The sequence below is a fragment of the Paenibacillus sp. 01T443 genome (genome assembly GCF_056398325.1).
The window spans coordinates 38,597-57,586 of sequence record NZ_JBFTPE010000024.1 but is presented as its reverse complement, the minus strand read 5'-3'; the positions used below and the strand labels follow the sequence as shown (position 1 = coordinate 57,586).

Here is an 18,990-nt window from a genome sequence, read left to right as displayed (position 1 = left end):
CTACAGGTTAAGCAACACTTAGAATGGAGGACTTATCCTTTGATACGGATTGTAGGTTATACAAAACAAAAGGAATGGTTGACTGACCTAACGATGGAAGACTTAAAGTCGACCGAGCTGGAATGGTACTGGGTTGATTTTAACAATCCGAAGGAAGACGAGTGCAGGCTGTTGGATACTTTTTTTCACTTCCATCCCTTAGCCATCGAGGATTGCTATCATTTGCTGCAGCGCCCAAAAATTGATCATTACGAGGATGTTCATTTTTTCGTGCTGCATGAGGTAGAACGGAAGACTTTGACGGTGAATGAAATCAATATGTTCATTGGCCTAAACTTTATCGTGACGTTTCATTACGAGCCTTCACCTGAAATAGAAGAAGCAAGGATTAAGCTTATGAGCAGTAAGAAGATAGGCGAGAAGGGGCAGCTCTATGCAGCTTATCTCGTGATGGACAAGCTTGTAGATCAATATTTCCCTGCGGTGCATGAGCTGGAGGATCAACTGCTCGATATGGAAATAGGAAACGGTGAAGGACAAAGCCAAACGCTGATGACCGATATTTACAATATTCGGTCCCGACTGCTGCGCTTGCGTAAAACGATTATTCCGATGAGAGATTTATTATACCGCCTAACGAATTCGGACCGTATTGACGGAATGGGACCTTATTTGGCATTTTACCATGATATTTATGATCATCTGCTTAAATTGTCAGAGATGATGGATACGAGCAGAGAAATGACCGCTGATCTGCGGGATAATTATATCTCCGTTAATTCGCATCGTATGAATGCGATTATGAAGACATTGACCGTTATTACGACGATCTTTATGCCCTTGACGTTTTTAGCGGGCATTTACGGAATGAACTTTCGCAATATGCCAGAGCTGGAATGGAGCGGCGGATACTATGCAGTCATAACGGTTATGCTCGTCATCGGAATCGGCATGTATGCTTGGTTCCGCAGCAAAGGCTGGTTTAAATGATAGGAATGAAGGAGATTGGTCCGCAATGGAAGTGAAAGAACCTGCTCGGCTGAGCAGAAAACGGCTGTTTGCGGTCATTGGTATTTTGGCAGGCATCCTGCTTGCTTTGGTCATTATGCTTTATTTTATGATAATCGCGCTTGGCAACCGCAATGAAGCTAACCTATTGCAATCGGAGCAAGCATTGCATTATACCTATGATTCGCATACCTCTCCAAATGGAATGAAGCTGCATGTGCTGAAGACGAAACCAGCCTATGTCACGTTGGAGACGATTAATAACAATATCACGCTGACGGGTAAGGTCGGAATTAACGGCGGCTTTTTTTATGGCGAGCAATTGCTAAGTATCGGCGTGGTAAACAGTATCCCGGTTAATAAGGAAATTGGAAATTTTGGAACAGGCAGTGAAAACGTGAAATACGCCCGGGGAACGCTTGTCTGGGATGGAGCTTCGGACCAGCTAAGCGTGCAGGTCGCAAGCAAAGCTTCGGAGCTTAAGGTAAAGGATCACACTCGCTTTTGGGCACAAGGCGGAATCAGCATGAGCTTAGGCGATGATGCGAATTGGATCAAGCAGACGGTGATTGAGAATGCGCCGTTTCCAGAAGATGACCGTCTTCGTTCAGCTGCTGTTTACGACAAAGAGGGTGCGTTATATTTAATCGTGAGTGAGACAAAGGGTCCACTTGCGTTATTTAGGGAAGCCATTATCCAGACGGTTGGCGAGGGTACGCTGGCTGACGGAATTTTTCTAGACGGCGACGGTTCATCCCAGTTATTAAGCAGCGAGGCTTCGCTGCCTGGAGATAACCGACCGGTCGTGCAAATGCTGAGAATTATAAAATAAGATGGTACAAGGTAAGGGAGCAATCAGTATGAGTCAACTGTTATTGCCGATTGATACGGTATTGCCTCAGCTTCAGGAATCGCTGCGCAGCGGGATGAATGTCGTATTAGTGGCGCAGCCGGGAGCGGGGAAAACAACCCGTGTGCCCCTTGCGCTGCTGGGCCAGCCTTGGTTGTCCGGAAAGAAAATCATTATGCTGGAACCGCGGAGGCTGGCTGCTCGTTCAGCCACCCAGTTTATGGCAAGGTCTTTAGGCGAACAGGTCGGGCAAACGGTTGGCTACCGTGTAAGATTGGATACTCGCATAGGGCCGAACACGCGCATTGAGGTTGTAACAGAGGGCGTTTTGACGCGTATGCTGCAGGAGGATCCGGCGCTGGAAACGATTGGCGCCGTTATTTTTGATGAATTTCATGAAAGGCATTTGCATGGCGATCTGGGATTAGCGCTCTGCTTGCAGTCGCAATCACTGCTGCGTGAGGATTTGCGCTTGCTCGTCATGTCCGCAACGCTGGATGCGGCGCCGATTGCCGAACTGCTTGGCGGCGCGCCGGTCATTCGCAGTGAAGGCCGGGTTTTTCCGGTCGAGACGCATTATGCGACATTAAGGTTGAATGGTCCGATTGAGCCCCAAATGGCTCGGACGATTGCTGAGTCGCTGCGAGCATATGAAGGCGATGTATTAGCGTTTCTGCCGGGTGTCGCAGAGATCCGCCGCACGGCAAGGTGGCTGAACGAGTCTGGTCTTTCCTCATCCATTAGGATTGAAGAGCTGCATGGCAGTCTTCCGCTTGAGAAGCAGGATGCCGCAATAGCTCCATGCTCTCCCGGTGAACGAAAGGTTGTTCTTGCAACATCCATTGCTGAATCGAGCCTGACGGTCGAGGGTATCAAAATCGTTGTAGACAGCGGTCTGATGCGTGTCCCCAAGTTTTCGCCAAAAACAGGAATGAGCAGACTGGAAACGTTGCCTGTCTCCGCGGCTTCAGCTGATCAGCGGCGAGGCAGAGCGGGACGGCTGGCACCCGGCGCATGCTTCCGGCTTTGGACGGAGCAAGAGCATTCATATCTGCCTGAGCAGAGCAAGCCTGAGCTGCTGGAAGCGGATCTTGCTTCACTTGTGCTTGAGCTAGCCATATGGGGCATACAGGATCCGCTAGAGCTGGAGTGGTTAACCTCGCCGCCCGAGGCGGCTTATGAACAAGCCGCTTCGCTGCTCCGTCAGCTGAACGCGATTGATGCGAGTGGGAAACCAACCGCCATCGGTGCCCGAATGGCGAAGTTTGGATTACATCCGCGGTTAGGAGCGATGATTTTGCAGGCGGCAGGCTTTGGCGCAGCGCGTGTCGCTTGTGAGGCGGCGGCTTTATTAAATGAACGAGATCTGCTTCCACAGGAACGGAATGTCGATATTCAGCTTCGGCTTGAGCTGCTCAAGGATTTGTCTGGTTATGGCCGAAGGCCGAATGGACAAACCGGCTCGGAGCATCCATCCGCCGGAGCCGCGCGCCGGATCATGGCACAAGCCGAACAATGGGCGCGGCTGGCCTTGCCACAAGAAGAGGCTGGAGAACAGGTCCGGCCATCGGATCCCATTCCGCTCGGCGTTCTCCTTGCATTTGCTTATCCCGACCGCATCGCGCAGCGGCGAAGTGACGGCCGATATTTATTGGCCAATGGGAGAGGGGCAGCGCTGCCGGAGCAGCAGCCCTTGTCTCTCTTTCCTTATCTTGCGATATGCGAACTTGACGATGCCGGAACGGAAGGCCGAATACGGATTGCGGCTGAGCTGCAATTAAGCGATATCGAACGGTATTTGCCTGAGCATTTAGTGAGCGAGGAAGCGATCGAATGGGATGCGTCGGCTCAAGCCGTGCGGGCGAGGAAGCGTATGCGGCTAGGCGCAATCATGATCAATGAAACCATCCTGCAGCGTCCTGATGAGCAACAGGTCGCTAATGTGATGCTCGCGGCCATTCGCCAAACAGGCTTTGCGCTGCTGCCGATGACCAAGCAGGCGCAGCAGTTGAAGGCTAGAATGATGCTAATGTCGCTTGCCGGCAATGATTGGCCTGAGGCTTCTGACGAAGTGCTGCTGAGCACGCTGGAGGATTGGCTGAAACCGCATATTTTCGGAATGAAGAGCCGCTCGGATTTACAGAAGCTCCCAATGCTGCAGCTGCTTGAGAGCAGTCTTAGCTGGAAACAGAAGCAGGAGCTCGACGAACAGGTTCCAACGCATATCGTCGTGCCCAGCGGATCACGTATCCCTGTGGATTACAGCGATCCCGAATCTCCCGTCCTAGCGGTACGTCTTCAGGAGCTCTTTGGAATGAAGGATACGCCAAGATTGGCAAGAGGGAGACTGCCTGTCACGCTGCATCTGTTGTCGCCGTCGCAGCGGCCTGTCCAAGTCACGCGCGATCTGGCGAGCTTTTGGGAGAATGCTTATTTTGAGGTCAAAAAGGATCTCAAGGGACGTTACCCGAAGCATTATTGGCCGGATGATCCTTATGCGGCTGTACCGACGAACCGTACTAAACCGAGGCCGGGCCCTCGTTAACCAGCTGGACAGCTGCTCAACCTATATGATTTGTCGGCAATAAAGAGAGGATGTGGCTGCAGCAATGCTGTATTTTTTGCTTATTATCTATTTACTTATAATGAACATATACACCTTTTCGTTGATGGGCTTTGATAAAAAGAGTGCGAAGAAGCAGCGCAGGCGCGTCCCTGAAAAGCGCTTGTTCCTCCTTAGCGCAATAGGTGGTGCTGGAGGCACTTGGCTTGCGATGAAAGCTTGGCGCCATAAAACAAAGCACCGAACTTTTACAGTGGGCATTCCCCTTTTGATTGGTTTGAATTTGCTGCTCATTCTAGGAGCTGTTTGGCTCATTGGAATGGCTCCTAACTCTTGATTGCATTGAGAAGCCGTCCTATGGTATATTGGGGCTTCTCTTTTTTTATCTCGAACACCATAACTTAGGAGGTAACTGACTTGACAGTTCAAAGTGCCTATCAAGAAGAACAAGAACGATTAACGAAATCACTGCAGGACATTTTGACTCAGCTGCAGGCGATCGGACCCCGGTACAAGGGCGACGACTTTACGGAGCAAATGCTCGATTTGCAGCAAGAGGAACGCAGGTTAAGACTAGAGATCTCGAAACGCGAGCCGTATTTCGGCCGCATTGATTTTCAAGAGCTGCCGGCAGGCGACAAAAAGCCGCTATATATCGGAAAAGCAGGCGTAGCCAAGCAAGACAGCAATGAATTGCTCGTTATCGATTGGCGTGCGCCAGCAGCAAGCGTTTTTTATTCCTTTACAGGCGGAGAAGCTCCTGCTTCGTATGAATCGCCTGACGGGGAAATCGAAGGATATGTTCATCTGAAAAGGAACTTCATGATTCGTCAAGGAGAGCTCGTTCGCTTGGTCGACAGCTATGTACGCGGCCAGGAAGAGGGCAGCGTGACGGATGAGTTTCTGCTATATCGCCTGGGCGAGAATAAGGACAATAAGCTGCGCGATATCGTCTCCACCATACAAGGCGAGCAGGACAAGATTATTCGTGCGGATCGAAACAAAGCATTGTTCATACAAGGCGTGGCGGGAAGCGGTAAAACGACCGTTGCGCTGCACAGGCTTGCTTTCTTGCTCTATCAATATGCCGACCGTATGCGAGCGGAACGGATGATCATATTTGCACCCAACCGCATGTTTCTCGACTACATATCCGGTGTATTGCCGGAGCTTGGTGTAGGTGATATCCAACAAACCACTTTCAGCGATTGGACGGTTGAGCTGCTTGAAAAAACGATAGCGGTAAGCGATCCATCTGATACAATGGCCTATTGGTTTGAAGAACGCCGAACCGCGGATGAGATTGAACATGCTTCCGGGCGATTTAAAGGGAGTTTGGCCTTTAAAACGATTGTAGATGAACGAATCACTGATTTTGAACAGCGTATTGTTCCTGTGGTGCCATTTGTACCTATCGATGGTCTTGAGCTTTCGCCGGTACAAATGCGCGAATGGTATGATACGGACTACGGCGAAGAGACGCTTATGAAGAAGCGGGATCGTCTGGTTAGCCGAATTCGCCGCTGGTTTGAATCCGAGCTCAAAATGAAAGGCATTGCGGATAAGAAGGTAAGAGCAAAGGCACTTACGAAATTCAACAGCTATACCAAAAAAATTCCGGCATATACCTCATTGCAGCTCTATGCTTCCTTGTTTAGCGGGAAGCAATCGCTTGGCAGCATTCCTAAGCGCATTTCTGCAGCCACTGCTGAGCGATTGAAAAATGGGATAGCTGCAGCGGAGGATTTGGCTCCGCTAGCCTATATTCAGCTTCAGCTGTTCGGTTTGCCGAAGCAGGCCTTCGATCACATCGTGATTGATGAGGCTCAAGATTACTCTCCTTTTCAGCTGGAAGTCCTTCGACTATGTCAAAGAACGGCATCGATGACTGTTTTAGGCGACTTGCAGCAGGGAATTCATGCGTATGCAGGCGTACAAAGCTGGGATGAGCTGACGGTATTATTCGAAGAAGAGAAGATTGGATTCTATGAGCTAAACCGTTCTTACCGATCGACGATGGAGATTATCGAATTTGCGAACAAAATTTTAGGAAGCATGACTGGCGGCGTCAAACCTGCCGTTCCTGTTTTCCGAAGCGGCGATTCTGTTATAACCGAGCAGGTATCCAGCGAAAGCTGGCTATCGGCCATTGAAGCAACCGTACGGGAATGGCAAGCAGCAGGCGATTATGAAACGATCTCCGTCATCGGAAGGACAGCACTTGAGTGTGAACACATTCACCAGTATTTAATCAGTCAAGGGCACGAAGCATCGCTCGTACAGAGCAAGCAACCTGCCTATGGAGGCGGTTTGTCGGTTGTTCCGGTCTACTTATCGAAAGGGCTGGAATTCGATGCGGTACTCGTTGCGGATGCCGGTGCTGAAGCCTATGCATCGCTGGATGCGAAGCTTTTGTACGTAGGCTGCACGCGTGCTCTGCACAAGCTGAAGCTGTATTACCGGGGGGAACTCACATCATTACTGGGCGAATAAGTCAGTCTTCGGTATAATAAATAGCATCTTACCGTCTGACCGGAGGCTTCACGAAATGAACTGGGACGAATGGCTGTCGCCTGTTTGGCTATCTTTAAAAATATCTATTATCGCAAGCATTATCGTTGCCCTTATCGGAATGCTCGTCGCACGATTCATGACGCGGCATTCCTTTCGAGGCAAAAGCATCGTTGAAACGTTTTTTATGCTGCCGCTTGTCCTTCCTCCAACCGTTGTCGGATTCATTTTGCTTGTTTTACTAGGCAGAGGCAGCTGGATCGGACAAGCGTATGAGTGGTTATTTATGCAGCCTATCGTTTTCTCCTGGATCGCCGCGGTTATCGCGGCGGTCATTGTTGCGTTCCCGCTCGTTTACCAAACAAGCAAAGTAGGCTTTCTATCCGTAGACCGGCATTTGGAGGATGCCGCGCGCTCGGCCGGGGGGAACGAGATACAGGTTTTTCGCTTTATTACGCTGCCTCTGGCAAAACGGTCGCTAACTACGGCGTACCTGCTTGGGTTTGCTAGAAGCATAGGGGAGTTTGGTGCAACCTTGATGATTGCGGGTAATATACCTGGACGGACTCAAACCGTTCCTACCGCCATCTATATTGCCGTTGAGACCGGTGAAACGACAATGGCTTGGGCATGGACCGCAGCGATCGTTGTCTTTTCGTTCATTATGCTGTTGTTTACGGGGCGGAAATTAGAACAATAATGTGAACAACGAATCCGAATGGTTCCTAACCGCGTATTACTTGCGAAAGAAGGAGAGTGAACGAAGTGGCGCTGGACTACGATACGCAAGACGAATTAAAGATTTCCCTGCAAGAGATTGAAGCATGGGAGCGAGCTCAAAAAGATCTTTGGTTCTGGGAGAAGCTTGGACGACTGCCGTTCATGCTGCTCGATAAAATCACACCGAAATTTATTCAAGAAAAGCTGGGACAAGCGGTAGATGAGATTGGCAGCTACATTCAGAATGGCGGCAAATATCTCATTTCAGAGCGTTCGGTGATCGAACGATTGCAGCGGAACGCTGGACCGGAAAGCAGTATTCAATCCGAGGAAGGAGAGCCGCTAGCCATCGAGCATGCTGCTCAAATGCCTCTATCGGTCATGAATTTATCTGCCGAGCAATTAGCCTCAAGCCGTTCCACAATGGCAACGCTTCAGGGCGCAACAACCGGAATAGGCGGGATTTTCACGTTAGCGGTAGATATACCGGCCGTACTCGGATTATCGCTGAAGATTATTCAAGAGATTGCCATTTGTTACGGTTTTGACCCGAAGCTTAAGGAGGAGCGCGTTTTTGCTGTCAAAGTGATGCAATTTGCATCGTCGGATATCGTAGGGAAAAAGGCTATTCTTGAGGAGCTCAGCGCTTATGATAAAGCAAACCGCAGCAACCAAATGATGTCGCAATTGCAAGGCTGGCGCGAGGTCGTGACGGTATACCGAGATAATTTTGGGTGGAAGAAGCTGTTCCAAATGATTCCTGTGGCAGGTATGCTGTTCGGTGCTTTTATTAACCGAGGCATGCTGAATGACGTGGCTGAGGCTGCGACCATGCTGTATAGAAAACGCAGAGTCATGATAAAGATCGCAGAGAACGAGGCAAAAGCAGAATGACGATGACCATGAGAAAACAAATTGCCGAACAAGCGGTAGCTTTTTTAGGCGAAGCCTATTTTGAGCTCGAGAAAACCGAGGAGGATGCAAAGCGTCGAATCCATGAGGTCATGCAGGAGATTGATCGAACAGGCACCTATGTACATACTTATGAGGAGCTTAAGCACGGCGCTAGGATGGCATGGAGAAACAATAACCGTTGTATCGGACGGTTGTTTTGGCAAACGCTAGAAGTATTCGATGCGCGTGATACTGATGACGAGCTTGATGCAGCAAATCGTATTTTCCAGCATATGAATTATGCCACGAATAACGGCAAGGTTCGTCCGGCAATTACGATTTTTCCGGCTAATGGTTCAAAAAATCGCATACGTATTTGGAATCATCAACTTGTTCGTTACGCGGGGTACGGCAATAAGGTAGAAATCGTGGGGGATTCGGCATCCTTAGCCTTTACGGCAGCTTGCGAGAAGCTGGGTTGGAAAGGTGAAGGAACACGCTACGATGTGTTACCGCTTGTGATTCAGAAAGGCGATCAAAAGCCGAAGTGGTTTACGCTGCCCGAGGAAACTGTGCTGGAGGTGCCGTTATCCCATCCTGAAAATGAACGTTTCGTACAGCTGGGTTTGCAGTGGTATGCGGTACCGTTTATTTCCGATATGGAGCTTGAAATCGGAGGCTTATCGTACGCGGCTGCACCGTTTAACGGATGGTATATGGGGACTGAGATTGGCGCAAGAAATTTGTCCGATACGAATCGATATAACCAGCTGCCTGCTGTAGCAAGGCTATTTCAATTGGACATGACGACGAATACTTCGCTGTGGAAGGATAAGGCATTAATCGAACTAAACTTAGCCGTGCTCCATTCTTTCAAGAAGCACGGCGTTAGTATAGTCGACCATCACACTGCTGCCGAGCAATTCCTGCGATTCGAGAAGCAGGAGCAAGAGAAGGGAAGGCAGGTAACGGGACGGTGGTCATGGCTCATACCGCCGATGTCTCCTGCAACGACAGGGATATGGCATCGCAGCTATGACGATATCGAACGCTCGCCGGTCTATCGGTCCCAGCCTGTGCCTTACTGAGATTTAAATAACGGCTTGCTTCAATAAATCTTCACGAATCAAGTCAGCGGTTAATTGGCCGCTTAAAGTAACCATCGGCACACCTCCGCCAGGATGCGTTGATCCGCCGACAAAATACAAGTTGCCAATCATGGCGCTGCGGGAAGGAATTTTGAAACCGACGTTCAGCTTGCGGTCCGTGACAACCCCGTAAATGGAACCGCCGTTCGCACCATACAAGGAATGGATATCATCAGGTAGAAATTGATGTTCCCATTCGATATGCTGCCGCAGATTATAGGCGCCCATCCGCTCCAGTTTATCCAGTATAAGCTCCCGGTAGGCCTCTTGGTACGTGGTCCAGCTTTCACCGTCGCGAAGCGGGGGACGTGTTCAAAACGAACCAATTTTCTTTGCCGGCAGGCGCTTGTGATGGGTCGCTTTTGGAAGATATTCCGACATAGACCGTAGGATCGGCGGACGGCTTTTTACTGAAAAACATATCTTGAAACTCCCGTTCAGGCTGCTTAGAAAATAAGAGGTTATGATGCTTAAAGCGGTCATAGCTTCGATTGACGCCGAGCAACATGACATGACCTGAAACGGTTGGCGCGTATTTCGCGAGCTTCTGTAGTTGAGCCGCGCTTTGGAGATGATGGCTGAGAACGCTCTTATGAGCGGGCACCGCTTTCAAGTTGCAGACCACCAATCACATGAAAGGATCTCATCCTCAAGCCTGACACCGCTTGCTCTACCGTTCTCGGTTATAACCTCAAGCACCTCGCAGTTCGTTCTGACCTCCACGCGCAGCTCAATCAGCAGCCTGAGCATGCCTCGTGCAATATTATACATGCCTCCCTCGACGTAATAGATACCAAGACCCATTTGAACATAGATGAGCTGGGAAAGTATCGCAGGTGCTGCATACGGCGAGGATCCGGTATACATGACCATATAGTTGAAAAGCTGCCTAAGATGCGGATGACGCAAATATTGCTCTGTTTTCTGAACCATCGATTTCAATGGATCCATGGCAAGCAGCTCTTTATGGCTGCGCTAACATCTACTTTTTTGTTCATCGTATAATCCTCCTGATTTGAATTCGCTTATCTGGTTGATAATAGGTTCATACCCGCGTATTTTCCTTTATAATTCCATTCTGTACGCTTAACGGAACGGTAATACGGTTCTGGCAAAACTTTTACTATTAAATTAAGAAAAGGAGATTTGAAAATGCTGCATACATTCTGATAGGCTTTCTGCTACTTCAACCAAAGTGGCTAGGGAAGTGGAAGCTGCCTGAATGGTGGCTTTTCCAAAAGAAGCTGTGAGCAACCTCGCACTCTTACTTGCGCTAATTTACGATAGAAACGCTCGAGGCGATTGGGCCCATTGGTACATGCTGCTTTTGACCCCCTGTTCATGCTTTGGAATGAGGGATGGAGCATGATCATTGTGTTAAGTTATGCTTTTGCGGCTAATCTACCATAAATACTTGTTCAGCTTTATCATCCTGCGAGGTTCTCACGGCTGATGTCGCGACGTGTCGAGATATGCTATCCTAAGGAGATGACATCAGCTGGCTTGGAGGAATTATAAACGTGGATTTTAATATGCAATATTTATCTTTTTTCGTTATTCATACCGATGGAGAGGAGAGCGCGACCTCGTCAGGCAAACGATTCAAGCATTATCAGACTTTAGAAGAGGACACCTATGAGGACAGCGAGATACAAAAGTTTCTGGACGACGAGTTTAAGCGGATCGTAAAAAGAAAGGTAGAGCGTAATCCAAACTCTGCAAACGCGCCTACGAAAATCGGCAGGTTTATGGTCGAGCCCGGCTATGAGCTTGGAAGCAATCAAAACTACAATTTGTTTCAACGGCTTCGCGATGCCGATTCGAAGGAACGTTTTATCGGAATCGCAGATGAGCTCGTCCGGATTTATATGGATACGAGCGCGGTGAGGGGAGGCGCGTTTATCATTGCCCTCTCGAAGCTGAATACGTATTTCGATGAGCCTTTTCTATTTTTGCTAAAATGTGATTTTGAACCGAAGATCGCAAGAATCTCCGATGAGAAAAACTTGATTTCGCAAGTGGAAATGGCAATCAGCGCCCGCAGCATCAAGTCGATTCAATATCCGCATATGCCGGAGGAAGGGATGCTCGAGCATTGGGAGCTCAAAATCCATCAAGCGTCGCATGCCCGCTATTTCGAGGATTTCTTGAAGTATGTTTCTTATGAGAAGCCGCTGCCTGAGGTTATGGGTGAGCAGGTTGTCGAGATGGTACATCAATATATCGCTGACAAATGGCAAGAGGATGAGAGCTCCGAGCGCCGCGAGGAAGAAAATGCGGTTGAGGTATGGGCGGCAAGCGAGAAGCGAGACCTTCAGGAATGGTGGACTCCGGAGCAGGTAGAGGTCGCGGCCGCGGCTTTGGTGGAACAGAAGCCGGATTTGCCGTTTTCATTTAAGCTAGGCGACGTAACGGTAAAAGGACTTTTGGCTGATTTTGGCGACAGCATTCATTTTGCCAAGCATAATGGCCGATATGTCGTTGTCATCGAAGGCGACTTCTTCCAGTTTGAGAAGGGCATGTCGCCGGTTGAGCTCGTACAGCCATTGGATTTAGTTGATGTCATGCCTCGTATTGGCAGCAAAGTGCCTGCTGATGATGCTGACTCGGGTTACAGCTACACGCCTGCGGGTGAAGGTACAAGCAGTAACGATGATGTGCCTTGGTAAACAAGCCGCAGGTATGAATTTTAAGACTGAGGGAGAGGATATTTAAGTGGACAACTTATTTTTTATAGAAATAGGCATGGGATGCGATCTGCACGGTCAAAATATTACGAAGGCATCGGTGCGGGCGGTACAAAACGCCATTCACCACAATTCGATGCCGGGACTGCGGTCAGTGCTGCCAGGCGGAACGCTGGACAACATGAAGGTGCGCGTAAGGCTCGCGCTTCCTTGCGATCATGAGCTGCTCGATGTCGAGCAGGTGAAAGCTGTACTGCCATATGGCCAAGTGACCATTGAGGTGCTGGACGGTGGCATGCTCACGACTAGCGGTGTAGTTCTTCCCGATAAAGATGATAAAAACGATTTGATCTACGTCGTTAATGCATCCGTTGAGGTAGGCTACTAATAGCATCTCCATTTGCATAAAAGGGAGAAGACGATGGTTTTAAAGCTTGCATTATTTGTGTTGCTGCTCGTATTTACCGCATTCTTCGTAGCGACGGAATTCGCTATTATTCGAATGCGCTCAAGCCGCGTGAACCAGATGGTGGCCGAAGGGATCAAAAATGCCAAAGCCATTGAGCAAGTAACGAACAAGCTGGACGGTTATTTATCCGCTTGTCAGCTTGGCATTACGATTACTGCGCTTGGACTTGGTTGGCTTGGTGAACCCACGATTGAGCTTATCTTGCATCCGATTTTCGATCGATTACATTTGGAGGGCGATATCAGTAACGTGCTGTCTTTCGTCATCTCCTTCTTGATCGTGACTTATTTGCATGTGGTGCTTGGAGAATTAGCTCCGAAGACGTTAGCCATCATCAAATCGGAGGAAGTCAGTCAGGTAACGGCACCGATTATCATCGTGTTCTATAAGGTGATGTATCCGTTCATTTGGCTGCTTAACGGATCTGCGAATTCATTGGTCAGGCTGCTGGGATTGAAGCCGGCGAACGAGCATGAAGCGCATTCCGAAGAAGAGATCCGTATCATATTATCGGAGAGCTATGAAAGCGGGAAAATAAACAAAAGCGAATACGGCTATGTGAGCCGCATTTTCGCATTCGACGATCGGCTGGCACGTGAGATTATGGTGCCCAGAACCGATATGGTTTGTTTGTACGTGAATCTATCTCTCGAAGAAAACTTAGCGATTATTAAGAAAGAGCAGTATACCCGCTTTCCTGTCGCTAAAGGCAGCAAGGATAATATCATTGGGATACTGAATACGAAACAGTTTTTTCTGCGTTACGAATCAGATCGAAATATTGAAGTAAACTCACTTATGCAGCCGGTCATGTCGGTACCAGAGGTGATGCCTATCAATAAGCTTCTCCGCAAAATGCAGCAGGATCGCGTCCACATTGCCATATTATTGGATGAGTACGGCGGAACGGCAGGGCTTATCACCATTGAGGATATCATCGAGGAGATTGTAGGGGAAATCCGCGATGAGTTTGACGAGGATGAAGTGAAGGAAATTGAAATATTGGAGCAGCAGCGTTATTTAGTGAATGGTAAAGCTCTGATTAGCGATGTGAACGAAGCCGCGGGAACGGACCTCGTATGCGACGAGGTAGACTCTATCGGAGGCTGGCTTTTCAACCTGAAGCCGGAACTGCCCATTGGGGAGCCGTGGACGTATGACAACATAACCTTCATCATTCGCGAGCGTGACGATAATCGTATTCGGAAAATCGAAATTCAAACGGAATTGCTTGAAAGTGAAATGGGCACCTACGGACATGCATAAGCTGGTAAGGAGCAAAAAAATTGCAGCCAAATTCGAGGGGGAGATCGGGCGTTGGGCGATTTAATTAATGCGATAATTATGGGGATTGTAGAAGGACTGACCGAGTTTTTACCTGTATCATCAACGGGTCACTTGATATTGACGGCAGAGCTGCTTAATTTCACAGGAGACCGCGCGAAGACCTTTGAGGTAGTTATTCAATTCGGGGCGGTGCTGGCAGTGCTCGTTTTGTACCGAAAGCGCTTTGCAAGCCTGCTTAATTTTAAGATAGGCAAAGGCTCTGGTTTGAATGCTTTACATATTATTTTAGCAATGGCTCCGGCTGGCGCATGCGCTGTGTTGCTTCACTCTTTCATAAAAGGAGAACTGTTTACAGCCGAAAAAGTTCTAATCGGCCTCGTTGCCGGCGGAATATTGATGATTATCGCCGATCGCGTTCGAAAGAAGCCGAGCGCGGAGGAGCTTGATGACATTACCTATAAGCAGGCCTTCGCGGTAGGATGCTTTCAGGTGCTAGCTCTTTGGCCGGGCTTCTCGCGTTCGGGATCTACGATATCGGGAGGCATGCTGTTCGGCGTTAGCCAGAAAGCGGCAGCGGAATTCACGTTTCTCGTATCGGTGCCGATTATGGCGGCCGCAAGCGGAATTGATCTGCTGAAGAGCCGAGAGTTTCTTACAACAGCAGACTTACCTCTATTTTTAATTGGTCTTATCGCAGCGTTTATCGTCGGCATGATTGCTGTTGTAACATTCATCAACATGATGAAAAAAATCAAACTTTCATGGTTTGCTTATTATCGTTTTGCGTTAGCGGCACTCTTTTATTTTATTATTTTATAAGGTACATAAGAAATACTTTTGAGTAAATTCGCGCTTCCGTTTTCGAGCAATTATTGTAATACTCATGAAGCGGCGAGAATGGTTTTCAATTAGGGGAAAATGCAAGGAAAACGTAAAAAAAGACCTATCACTTATTTATATCCAAGCCATCACTTTTTCTAATAAATCTAAAGAAATCAGGGCATTTTGCCCTGATTTCTTTATTTTTGCGGCGAATAATGGATTTTTGCATAAAAATGGCTTTTTTTGCAAGAACGTACCCGATTGAAGGTTTTGTCTGATTATGTTAGGTTAAGTAATATTAGAGTACTGATGAAGTACTGTTATTTTACTGACTATGAAAATTAAAGTTGATTTTATGTTTATGAGAGGTGGATATTGTTGCAACTTCAGGTAACGAACAGTCCTTTTAACCAAGAGCAAGTCGAGCTTTTAAACCGCCTTCTGCCAACGCTGACGGAATCGCAGCAAGTATGGCTTACAGGCTTTTTGTTCGCTCGTCAAGCATCCACGGGTGCGCCATCCATTGCTGGTGATGTTCAAGCGATTACAGAAGCTGCCGGCGCAGCGGAAAGCATCGCCACAAGCAGTCAGCCTGCGGCTTCCCGTGAGGTAACGGTGCTCTTTGGTTCCCAAACCGGAAATTGTCAGAGATTAGCTACTAGCTTGTCACGCAAGCTTGAAGAGCAAGGCATGCAAGTCACGCTTGCTCCAATGAACAAATTCAAGACGAATGGCTTGAAAAAGGTTGAAAATTTATTGCTGGTTGTAAGTACGCATGGCGAAGGCGAGCCGCCAGACAATGCTCGGGCTCTCCATGAATTCCTTTACAGCAAGAGAGCGCCACAATTCGACAACCTGTATTTCTCCGTGTTGGCGCTAGGTGATACTTCTTATGAGTTTTTCTGTCAAACGGGCAAGGATTTTGATCAACGCCTTGAGGAACTTGGCGGAAACCGCCTTGCTCCGCGCGTGGATTGTGATCTGGATTATGACGAGTTCGTCGCAAGCTGGTCCGCACAGGTTATTAGCTCTTTAAAAGAGCGCATGAACGGTTCTTCTGGTGCAGCTGCTGCTGTCAGCGATTCTATCAATGAAGTTAAAGCTGAACCATCAGCTTACTCACGTACGAATCCGTTTAAGGCTGAAGTGCTCGCGAATTTGAACTTGAATGGTCGCGGCTCTGATCGGGAAACACGTCATTTGGAGCTGTCGTTAGAAGGCTCCAATTTACAATATGAACCAGGCGATAGCCTTGGTATTTATCCGGAGAACCACCCTGCATTGGTGGAAGCGATTATCCAGGAATTTAATTGGAATCCTGAAGAAATCGTGCCGATCAATAAGAACGGCGAGCAGGGCTCGTTACGCGAGGCGCTGCTTAAGCATTATGAAATTACGGTACTGACGAAGCCATTGCTTACGCAAGCAGCCGAACTATCGTCCAACTCCGCTTTGCGCGAGCTGGTGGCTGCGGGCAAAGAGCAAGAACTCAAAAATTACATCAACGGCCGTGACCTGCTTGATTTGGTACAGGATTTTGCTCCTTGGCAGGCTTCGGCGAGCGACTTTGTAGGCATATTGCGCAAGCTTCCGGCACGGTTGTATTCAATTGCGAGCAGCTTCAAAGCGAATGAAGATGAGGTTCACCTAACGATTAGAGCTGTCCGTTATGAAGCACATGGCCGTGATCGTTACGGTGTATGTTCGATTCATTGCGCGGATCGCGTTCAACCCGGCGATAGCCTTCCAATTTATATTCAAGAAAATCCGAATTTCAAGCTGCCGTCGAACCCGGATGCACCGGTTATCATGATTGGTCCTGGTACGGGTGTTGCTCCGTTCCGTGCTTTCCTTGAGGAACGCGAAGAGCTTGGCGTAGAAGGGAAATCTTGGTTATTCTATGGCGACCGTCATTTTGTTACTGATTTCTTGTATCAGACGGATTGGCAGAGAATGCTTAAAGACGGCGTACTGACGAAGCTGGATGTGGCTTTTTCCCGTGACACGGAAGAGAAAGTTTACGTACAGCACCGTTTGCTGGAGAAAGGCCGCGAGCTGTTTGAATGGCTCAAAGAAGGCGCTCATGTTTATATTTGCGGCGATGAGAAGCATATGGCCCATGACGTGCATTCAGCGTTATTAACTATTATTCAACAAGAAGGTTCATTAAGCGCAGAAGAAGCTGCGGCTTACTTGGATGAAATGCAGCAGCAGCAGCGCTACCAGCGTGACGTGTATTAATAGATAAATTTTAATCAGCAAGAGTTTGTGAATGATCGCGAGAGGAGACAGCAACAATGGCAAAAGAGCAATTGGTAAAGCCTATCGGTGGGCCGCCAAGTGAAGTTGAACATATTAAGATCGAAAGTAATTACCTGCGCGGAGCATTGGTTGATACGTTGAGAAACCCGATTACGGGCGGATTGCCTGAGGACGACAATCGGTTGTTGAAGTTTCACGGGAGCTACATGCAAGATGACAGGGATTTGCGCACCGAGCGTGAACGCCAGAAGCTGGAACCTGCATTCCAATTCATGATTCGGGTTGTTTTGCCTAGCGGCGTTGCAACTTCTGAGCAATGGCTTGCAATGGATGGTTTAGCACATAAGTACGGTAACGGCACGCTTCGTCTGACAACTCGTCAAACCTTTCAGATGCACGGTATCTTGAAATGGAACCTGAAGCCTACGCTTCAGAAAATCAACAGCGAGCTGATGACAACTTTAGCAGCCTGCGGCGATGTAAATCGTAACGTAATGTGCAGCCCGAACCCGTTTCAATCAGATGTTCATGACGAGGTCAGCCACTGGGCACGTCAGGTGAATGATCATTTGGCGCCGCGCACTCGCGCTTACCATGAGATTTGGCTTGACGGCGAGAAGGTCATAGACGGACAGCAAGAAGGCGAAGTTGAGCCTATCTATGGTCCGGTTTATCTGCCTCGTAAGTTTAAAATCGGTTTCGCGATTCCACCTCATAACGATGTTGATGTGTTCTCGCAGGATATCGGATATATCGCTGTCGTTGAAGACGGCAAGCTGAAAGGCTTTAACATTTCGGTTGGCGGCGGCATGGGGATGACCCACGGCGATACGGCGACTTATCCGCAGCTTGGTAAAGTAATTGGTTTCTGTCCGCCTGAGCGTATCGTAGCTTTGGCAGAGAAAACGGTTATGATCCAACGCGATTACGGAAACCGCTCCATTCGTAAAAATGCAAGATTTAAATATACAATCGACCGTCATGGCATTGATTGGTTCAAAACTGAACTTCAAAACAGACTAGGCTGGCAGCTTGAGGATGTTCGTCCTTTTCAATTCGATAATAGCGGCGACCGTTATGGTTGGTTGAAGGGCAGCAACGGCAAATGGAATTTGACATTGTATATTCAAAGCGGACGCATCGATGATCAAGAGGGCTATCCTCTTATGACTGGCTTGCGCGAAATCGCAAAAGTTCACACAGGTGATTTCCGTATTACGCCAAACCAAAATCTCATCATCGGTAACGTAACGAGCCAGAAGAAACGCAAAATCACGGAATTGATTGAGCAATACGGACTTACCGATGGCGCTCAGCATTCTGCACTTCGCAGAAGCTCTATATCCTGTGTATCGCTGCCGACATGCGGACTTGCAATGGCAGAGGCTGAACGTTACTTGCCGACTCTAATTGATAAGCTTGAGCCGATTATTAATGAAGCTGGTCTTCGCGACCAAGAAATTAACATTCGGATGACAGGCTGTCCGAACGGCTGTGCAAGACCGGCATTGGGTGAAATCTCATTTATCGGCAAAGCTGTCGGCAAATACAACATGTATTTAGGCGCAGGTTTTGCGGGTGAGCGTTTGAATAAGCTTTATCGCGAAAATATCGGTGAAACCGAGATTCTGGATACGTTAAAGCCGATTATTAACCAGTACGCGAAGGAACGTGAGACTGGCGAGCATTTCGGGGATTTTGTTATCCGCGCGGGTTATGTGAAAGCCGTTCATGACGGTCAGGAATTCCATAATTAAACGAGCATTAGC

The 18,990-nt window shown here is 48.4% G+C and carries 17 protein-coding genes; 14 read left to right on the top strand and 3 right to left on the bottom strand.

Annotation, left to right across the window (positions count from 1 at the left end):
- The first annotated feature begins 39 nt into the window (after nt 1-39).
- The 8 genes from corA (at nt 40) to AC1DLI_RS28865 (ending at nt 9,634) form a co-directional block, all read left to right on the top strand.
- Nucleotides 40-990: a magnesium/cobalt transporter CorA gene (gene corA / locus AC1DLI_RS28900; protein WP_477608336.1), complete on the top strand. Its 951-nt coding sequence runs from the start codon at nt 40-42 to the stop codon at nt 988-990.
- A gap of 25 nt (nt 991-1,015) precedes the next feature.
- Nucleotides 1,016-1,840, top strand: coding sequence for a hypothetical protein (locus AC1DLI_RS28895; RefSeq protein ID WP_477608334.1), 825 nt, complete (start codon nt 1,016-1,018; stop codon nt 1,838-1,840).
- Between the two features lie 28 nt (nt 1,841-1,868).
- Complete coding sequence (gene hrpB, locus AC1DLI_RS28890; protein ID WP_477608332.1) at nt 1,869-4,403, top strand: ATP-dependent helicase HrpB; 2,535 nt, start codon at nt 1,869-1,871, stop codon at nt 4,401-4,403.
- A 64-nt stretch (nt 4,404-4,467) separates the two neighbouring features.
- Nucleotides 4,468-4,758, top strand: a complete 291-nt coding sequence (locus AC1DLI_RS28885) for a DUF1294 domain-containing protein (RefSeq protein WP_308996443.1) — start codon at nt 4,468-4,470, stop codon at nt 4,756-4,758.
- A gap of 80 nt (nt 4,759-4,838) precedes the next feature.
- Nucleotides 4,839-6,914, top strand: a complete 2,076-nt coding sequence (locus tag AC1DLI_RS28880) for a HelD family protein (RefSeq protein ID WP_477608330.1) — start codon at nt 4,839-4,841, stop codon at nt 6,912-6,914.
- A 55-nt stretch (nt 6,915-6,969) separates the two neighbouring features.
- Nucleotides 6,970-7,632 (top strand): molybdate ABC transporter permease subunit, encoded by a 663-nt coding sequence (gene modB / locus AC1DLI_RS28875; RefSeq protein WP_477608328.1) that lies wholly within the window; start codon nt 6,970-6,972, stop codon nt 7,630-7,632.
- Between the two features lie 56 nt (nt 7,633-7,688).
- Nucleotides 7,689-8,546, top strand: coding sequence for an EcsC family protein (locus AC1DLI_RS28870; RefSeq protein ID WP_477608326.1), 858 nt, complete (start codon nt 7,689-7,691; stop codon nt 8,544-8,546).
- A gap of 2 nt (nt 8,547-8,548) precedes the next feature.
- Nucleotides 8,549-9,634 (top strand): nitric oxide synthase oxygenase, encoded by a 1,086-nt coding sequence (locus AC1DLI_RS28865; protein ID WP_477608368.1) that lies wholly within the window; start codon nt 8,549-8,551, stop codon nt 9,632-9,634.
- A 3-nt stretch (nt 9,635-9,637) separates the two neighbouring features.
- Here the strand turns inward: AC1DLI_RS28865 and AC1DLI_RS28860 are convergent, their stop codons facing one another.
- From AC1DLI_RS28860 to AC1DLI_RS28850, 3 genes are read right to left on the bottom strand one after another with little or no spacing between them, the layout of a single operon-like run.
- On the bottom strand, nt 9,638-9,922 hold the full coding sequence (locus AC1DLI_RS28860) for a hypothetical protein (RefSeq protein WP_477608324.1): 285 nt from the start codon (nt 9,920-9,922) through the stop codon (nt 9,638-9,640).
- A 58-nt stretch (nt 9,923-9,980) separates the two neighbouring features.
- The gene (locus tag AC1DLI_RS28855) at nt 9,981-10,307 is read right to left on the bottom strand and encodes a hypothetical protein (protein ID WP_477608322.1); all 327 of its coding nucleotides are present in this window, start codon (nt 10,305-10,307) and stop codon (nt 9,981-9,983) included.
- Entirely contained in the window at nt 10,304-10,645 is a 342-nt protein-coding gene (locus AC1DLI_RS28850; protein ID WP_477608320.1) for a phytoene desaturase family protein, read from the bottom strand. Before AC1DLI_RS28850 ends, AC1DLI_RS28855 begins: the two co-directional genes overlap by 4 nt.
- A 569-nt stretch (nt 10,646-11,214) precedes the next feature.
- Here AC1DLI_RS28850 and AC1DLI_RS28845 point away from each other — a divergent pair.
- The 6 genes from AC1DLI_RS28845 (at nt 11,215) to cysI (ending at nt 18,978) form a co-directional block, all read left to right on the top strand.
- Nucleotides 11,215-12,363: a DUF3900 domain-containing protein gene (locus AC1DLI_RS28845; protein ID WP_477608318.1), complete on the top strand. Its 1,149-nt coding sequence runs from the start codon at nt 11,215-11,217 to the stop codon at nt 12,361-12,363.
- A 46-nt stretch (nt 12,364-12,409) separates the two neighbouring features.
- Entirely contained in the window at nt 12,410-12,769 is a 360-nt protein-coding gene (locus AC1DLI_RS28840) for a Lin0512 family protein (RefSeq protein ID WP_308996450.1), read from the top strand.
- Nucleotides 12,770-12,802: 33 nt separating this feature from the next.
- Nucleotides 12,803-14,116 carry a hemolysin family protein gene (locus AC1DLI_RS28835; protein WP_477608316.1) on the top strand — a complete coding sequence of 438 codons (1,314 nt, stop codon included), beginning with the start codon at nt 12,803-12,805 and terminating at the stop codon, nt 14,114-14,116.
- 51 nt (nt 14,117-14,167) lie between these two features.
- Complete coding sequence (locus AC1DLI_RS28830; RefSeq protein WP_308996452.1) at nt 14,168-14,956, top strand: undecaprenyl-diphosphate phosphatase; 789 nt, start codon at nt 14,168-14,170, stop codon at nt 14,954-14,956.
- A gap of 381 nt (nt 14,957-15,337) precedes the next feature.
- Nucleotides 15,338-17,200: an assimilatory sulfite reductase (NADPH) flavoprotein subunit gene (locus tag AC1DLI_RS28825; RefSeq protein ID WP_477608313.1), complete on the top strand. Its 1,863-nt coding sequence runs from the start codon at nt 15,338-15,340 to the stop codon at nt 17,198-17,200.
- A gap of 56 nt (nt 17,201-17,256) precedes the next feature.
- A complete protein-coding gene (gene cysI, locus AC1DLI_RS28820) occupies nt 17,257-18,978 on the top strand; it encodes an assimilatory sulfite reductase (NADPH) hemoprotein subunit (protein WP_477608311.1) in 1,722 nt (573 codons plus the stop codon).
- Nucleotides 18,979-18,990 lie beyond the last annotated feature (12 nt).

Coding starts and splice junctions, on each gene's coding strand:
- AC1DLI_RS28860 (WP_477608324.1), bottom strand. CDS start 9,922: ATGGGCGCCTATAATCTGCGGCAGCATATCGAATGGGAACATCAATTT.
- modB (WP_477608328.1), top strand. CDS start 6,970: ATGAACTGGGACGAATGGCTGTCGCCTGTTTGGCTATCTTTAAAAATA.
- AC1DLI_RS28885 (WP_308996443.1), top strand. CDS start 4,468: ATGCTGTATTTTTTGCTTATTATCTATTTACTTATAATGAACATATAC.
- AC1DLI_RS28835 (WP_477608316.1), top strand. CDS start 12,803: ATGGTTTTAAAGCTTGCATTATTTGTGTTGCTGCTCGTATTTACCGCA.
- AC1DLI_RS28895 (WP_477608334.1), top strand. CDS start 1,016: ATGGAAGTGAAAGAACCTGCTCGGCTGAGCAGAAAACGGCTGTTTGCG.
- hrpB (WP_477608332.1), top strand. CDS start 1,869: ATGAGTCAACTGTTATTGCCGATTGATACGGTATTGCCTCAGCTTCAG.
- AC1DLI_RS28850 (WP_477608320.1), bottom strand. CDS start 10,645: ATGGATCCATTGAAATCGATGGTTCAGAAAACAGAGCAATATTTGCGT.
- cysI (WP_477608311.1), top strand. CDS start 17,257: ATGGCAAAAGAGCAATTGGTAAAGCCTATCGGTGGGCCGCCAAGTGAA.
- AC1DLI_RS28865 (WP_477608368.1), top strand. CDS start 8,549: ATGACCATGAGAAAACAAATTGCCGAACAAGCGGTAGCTTTTTTAGGC.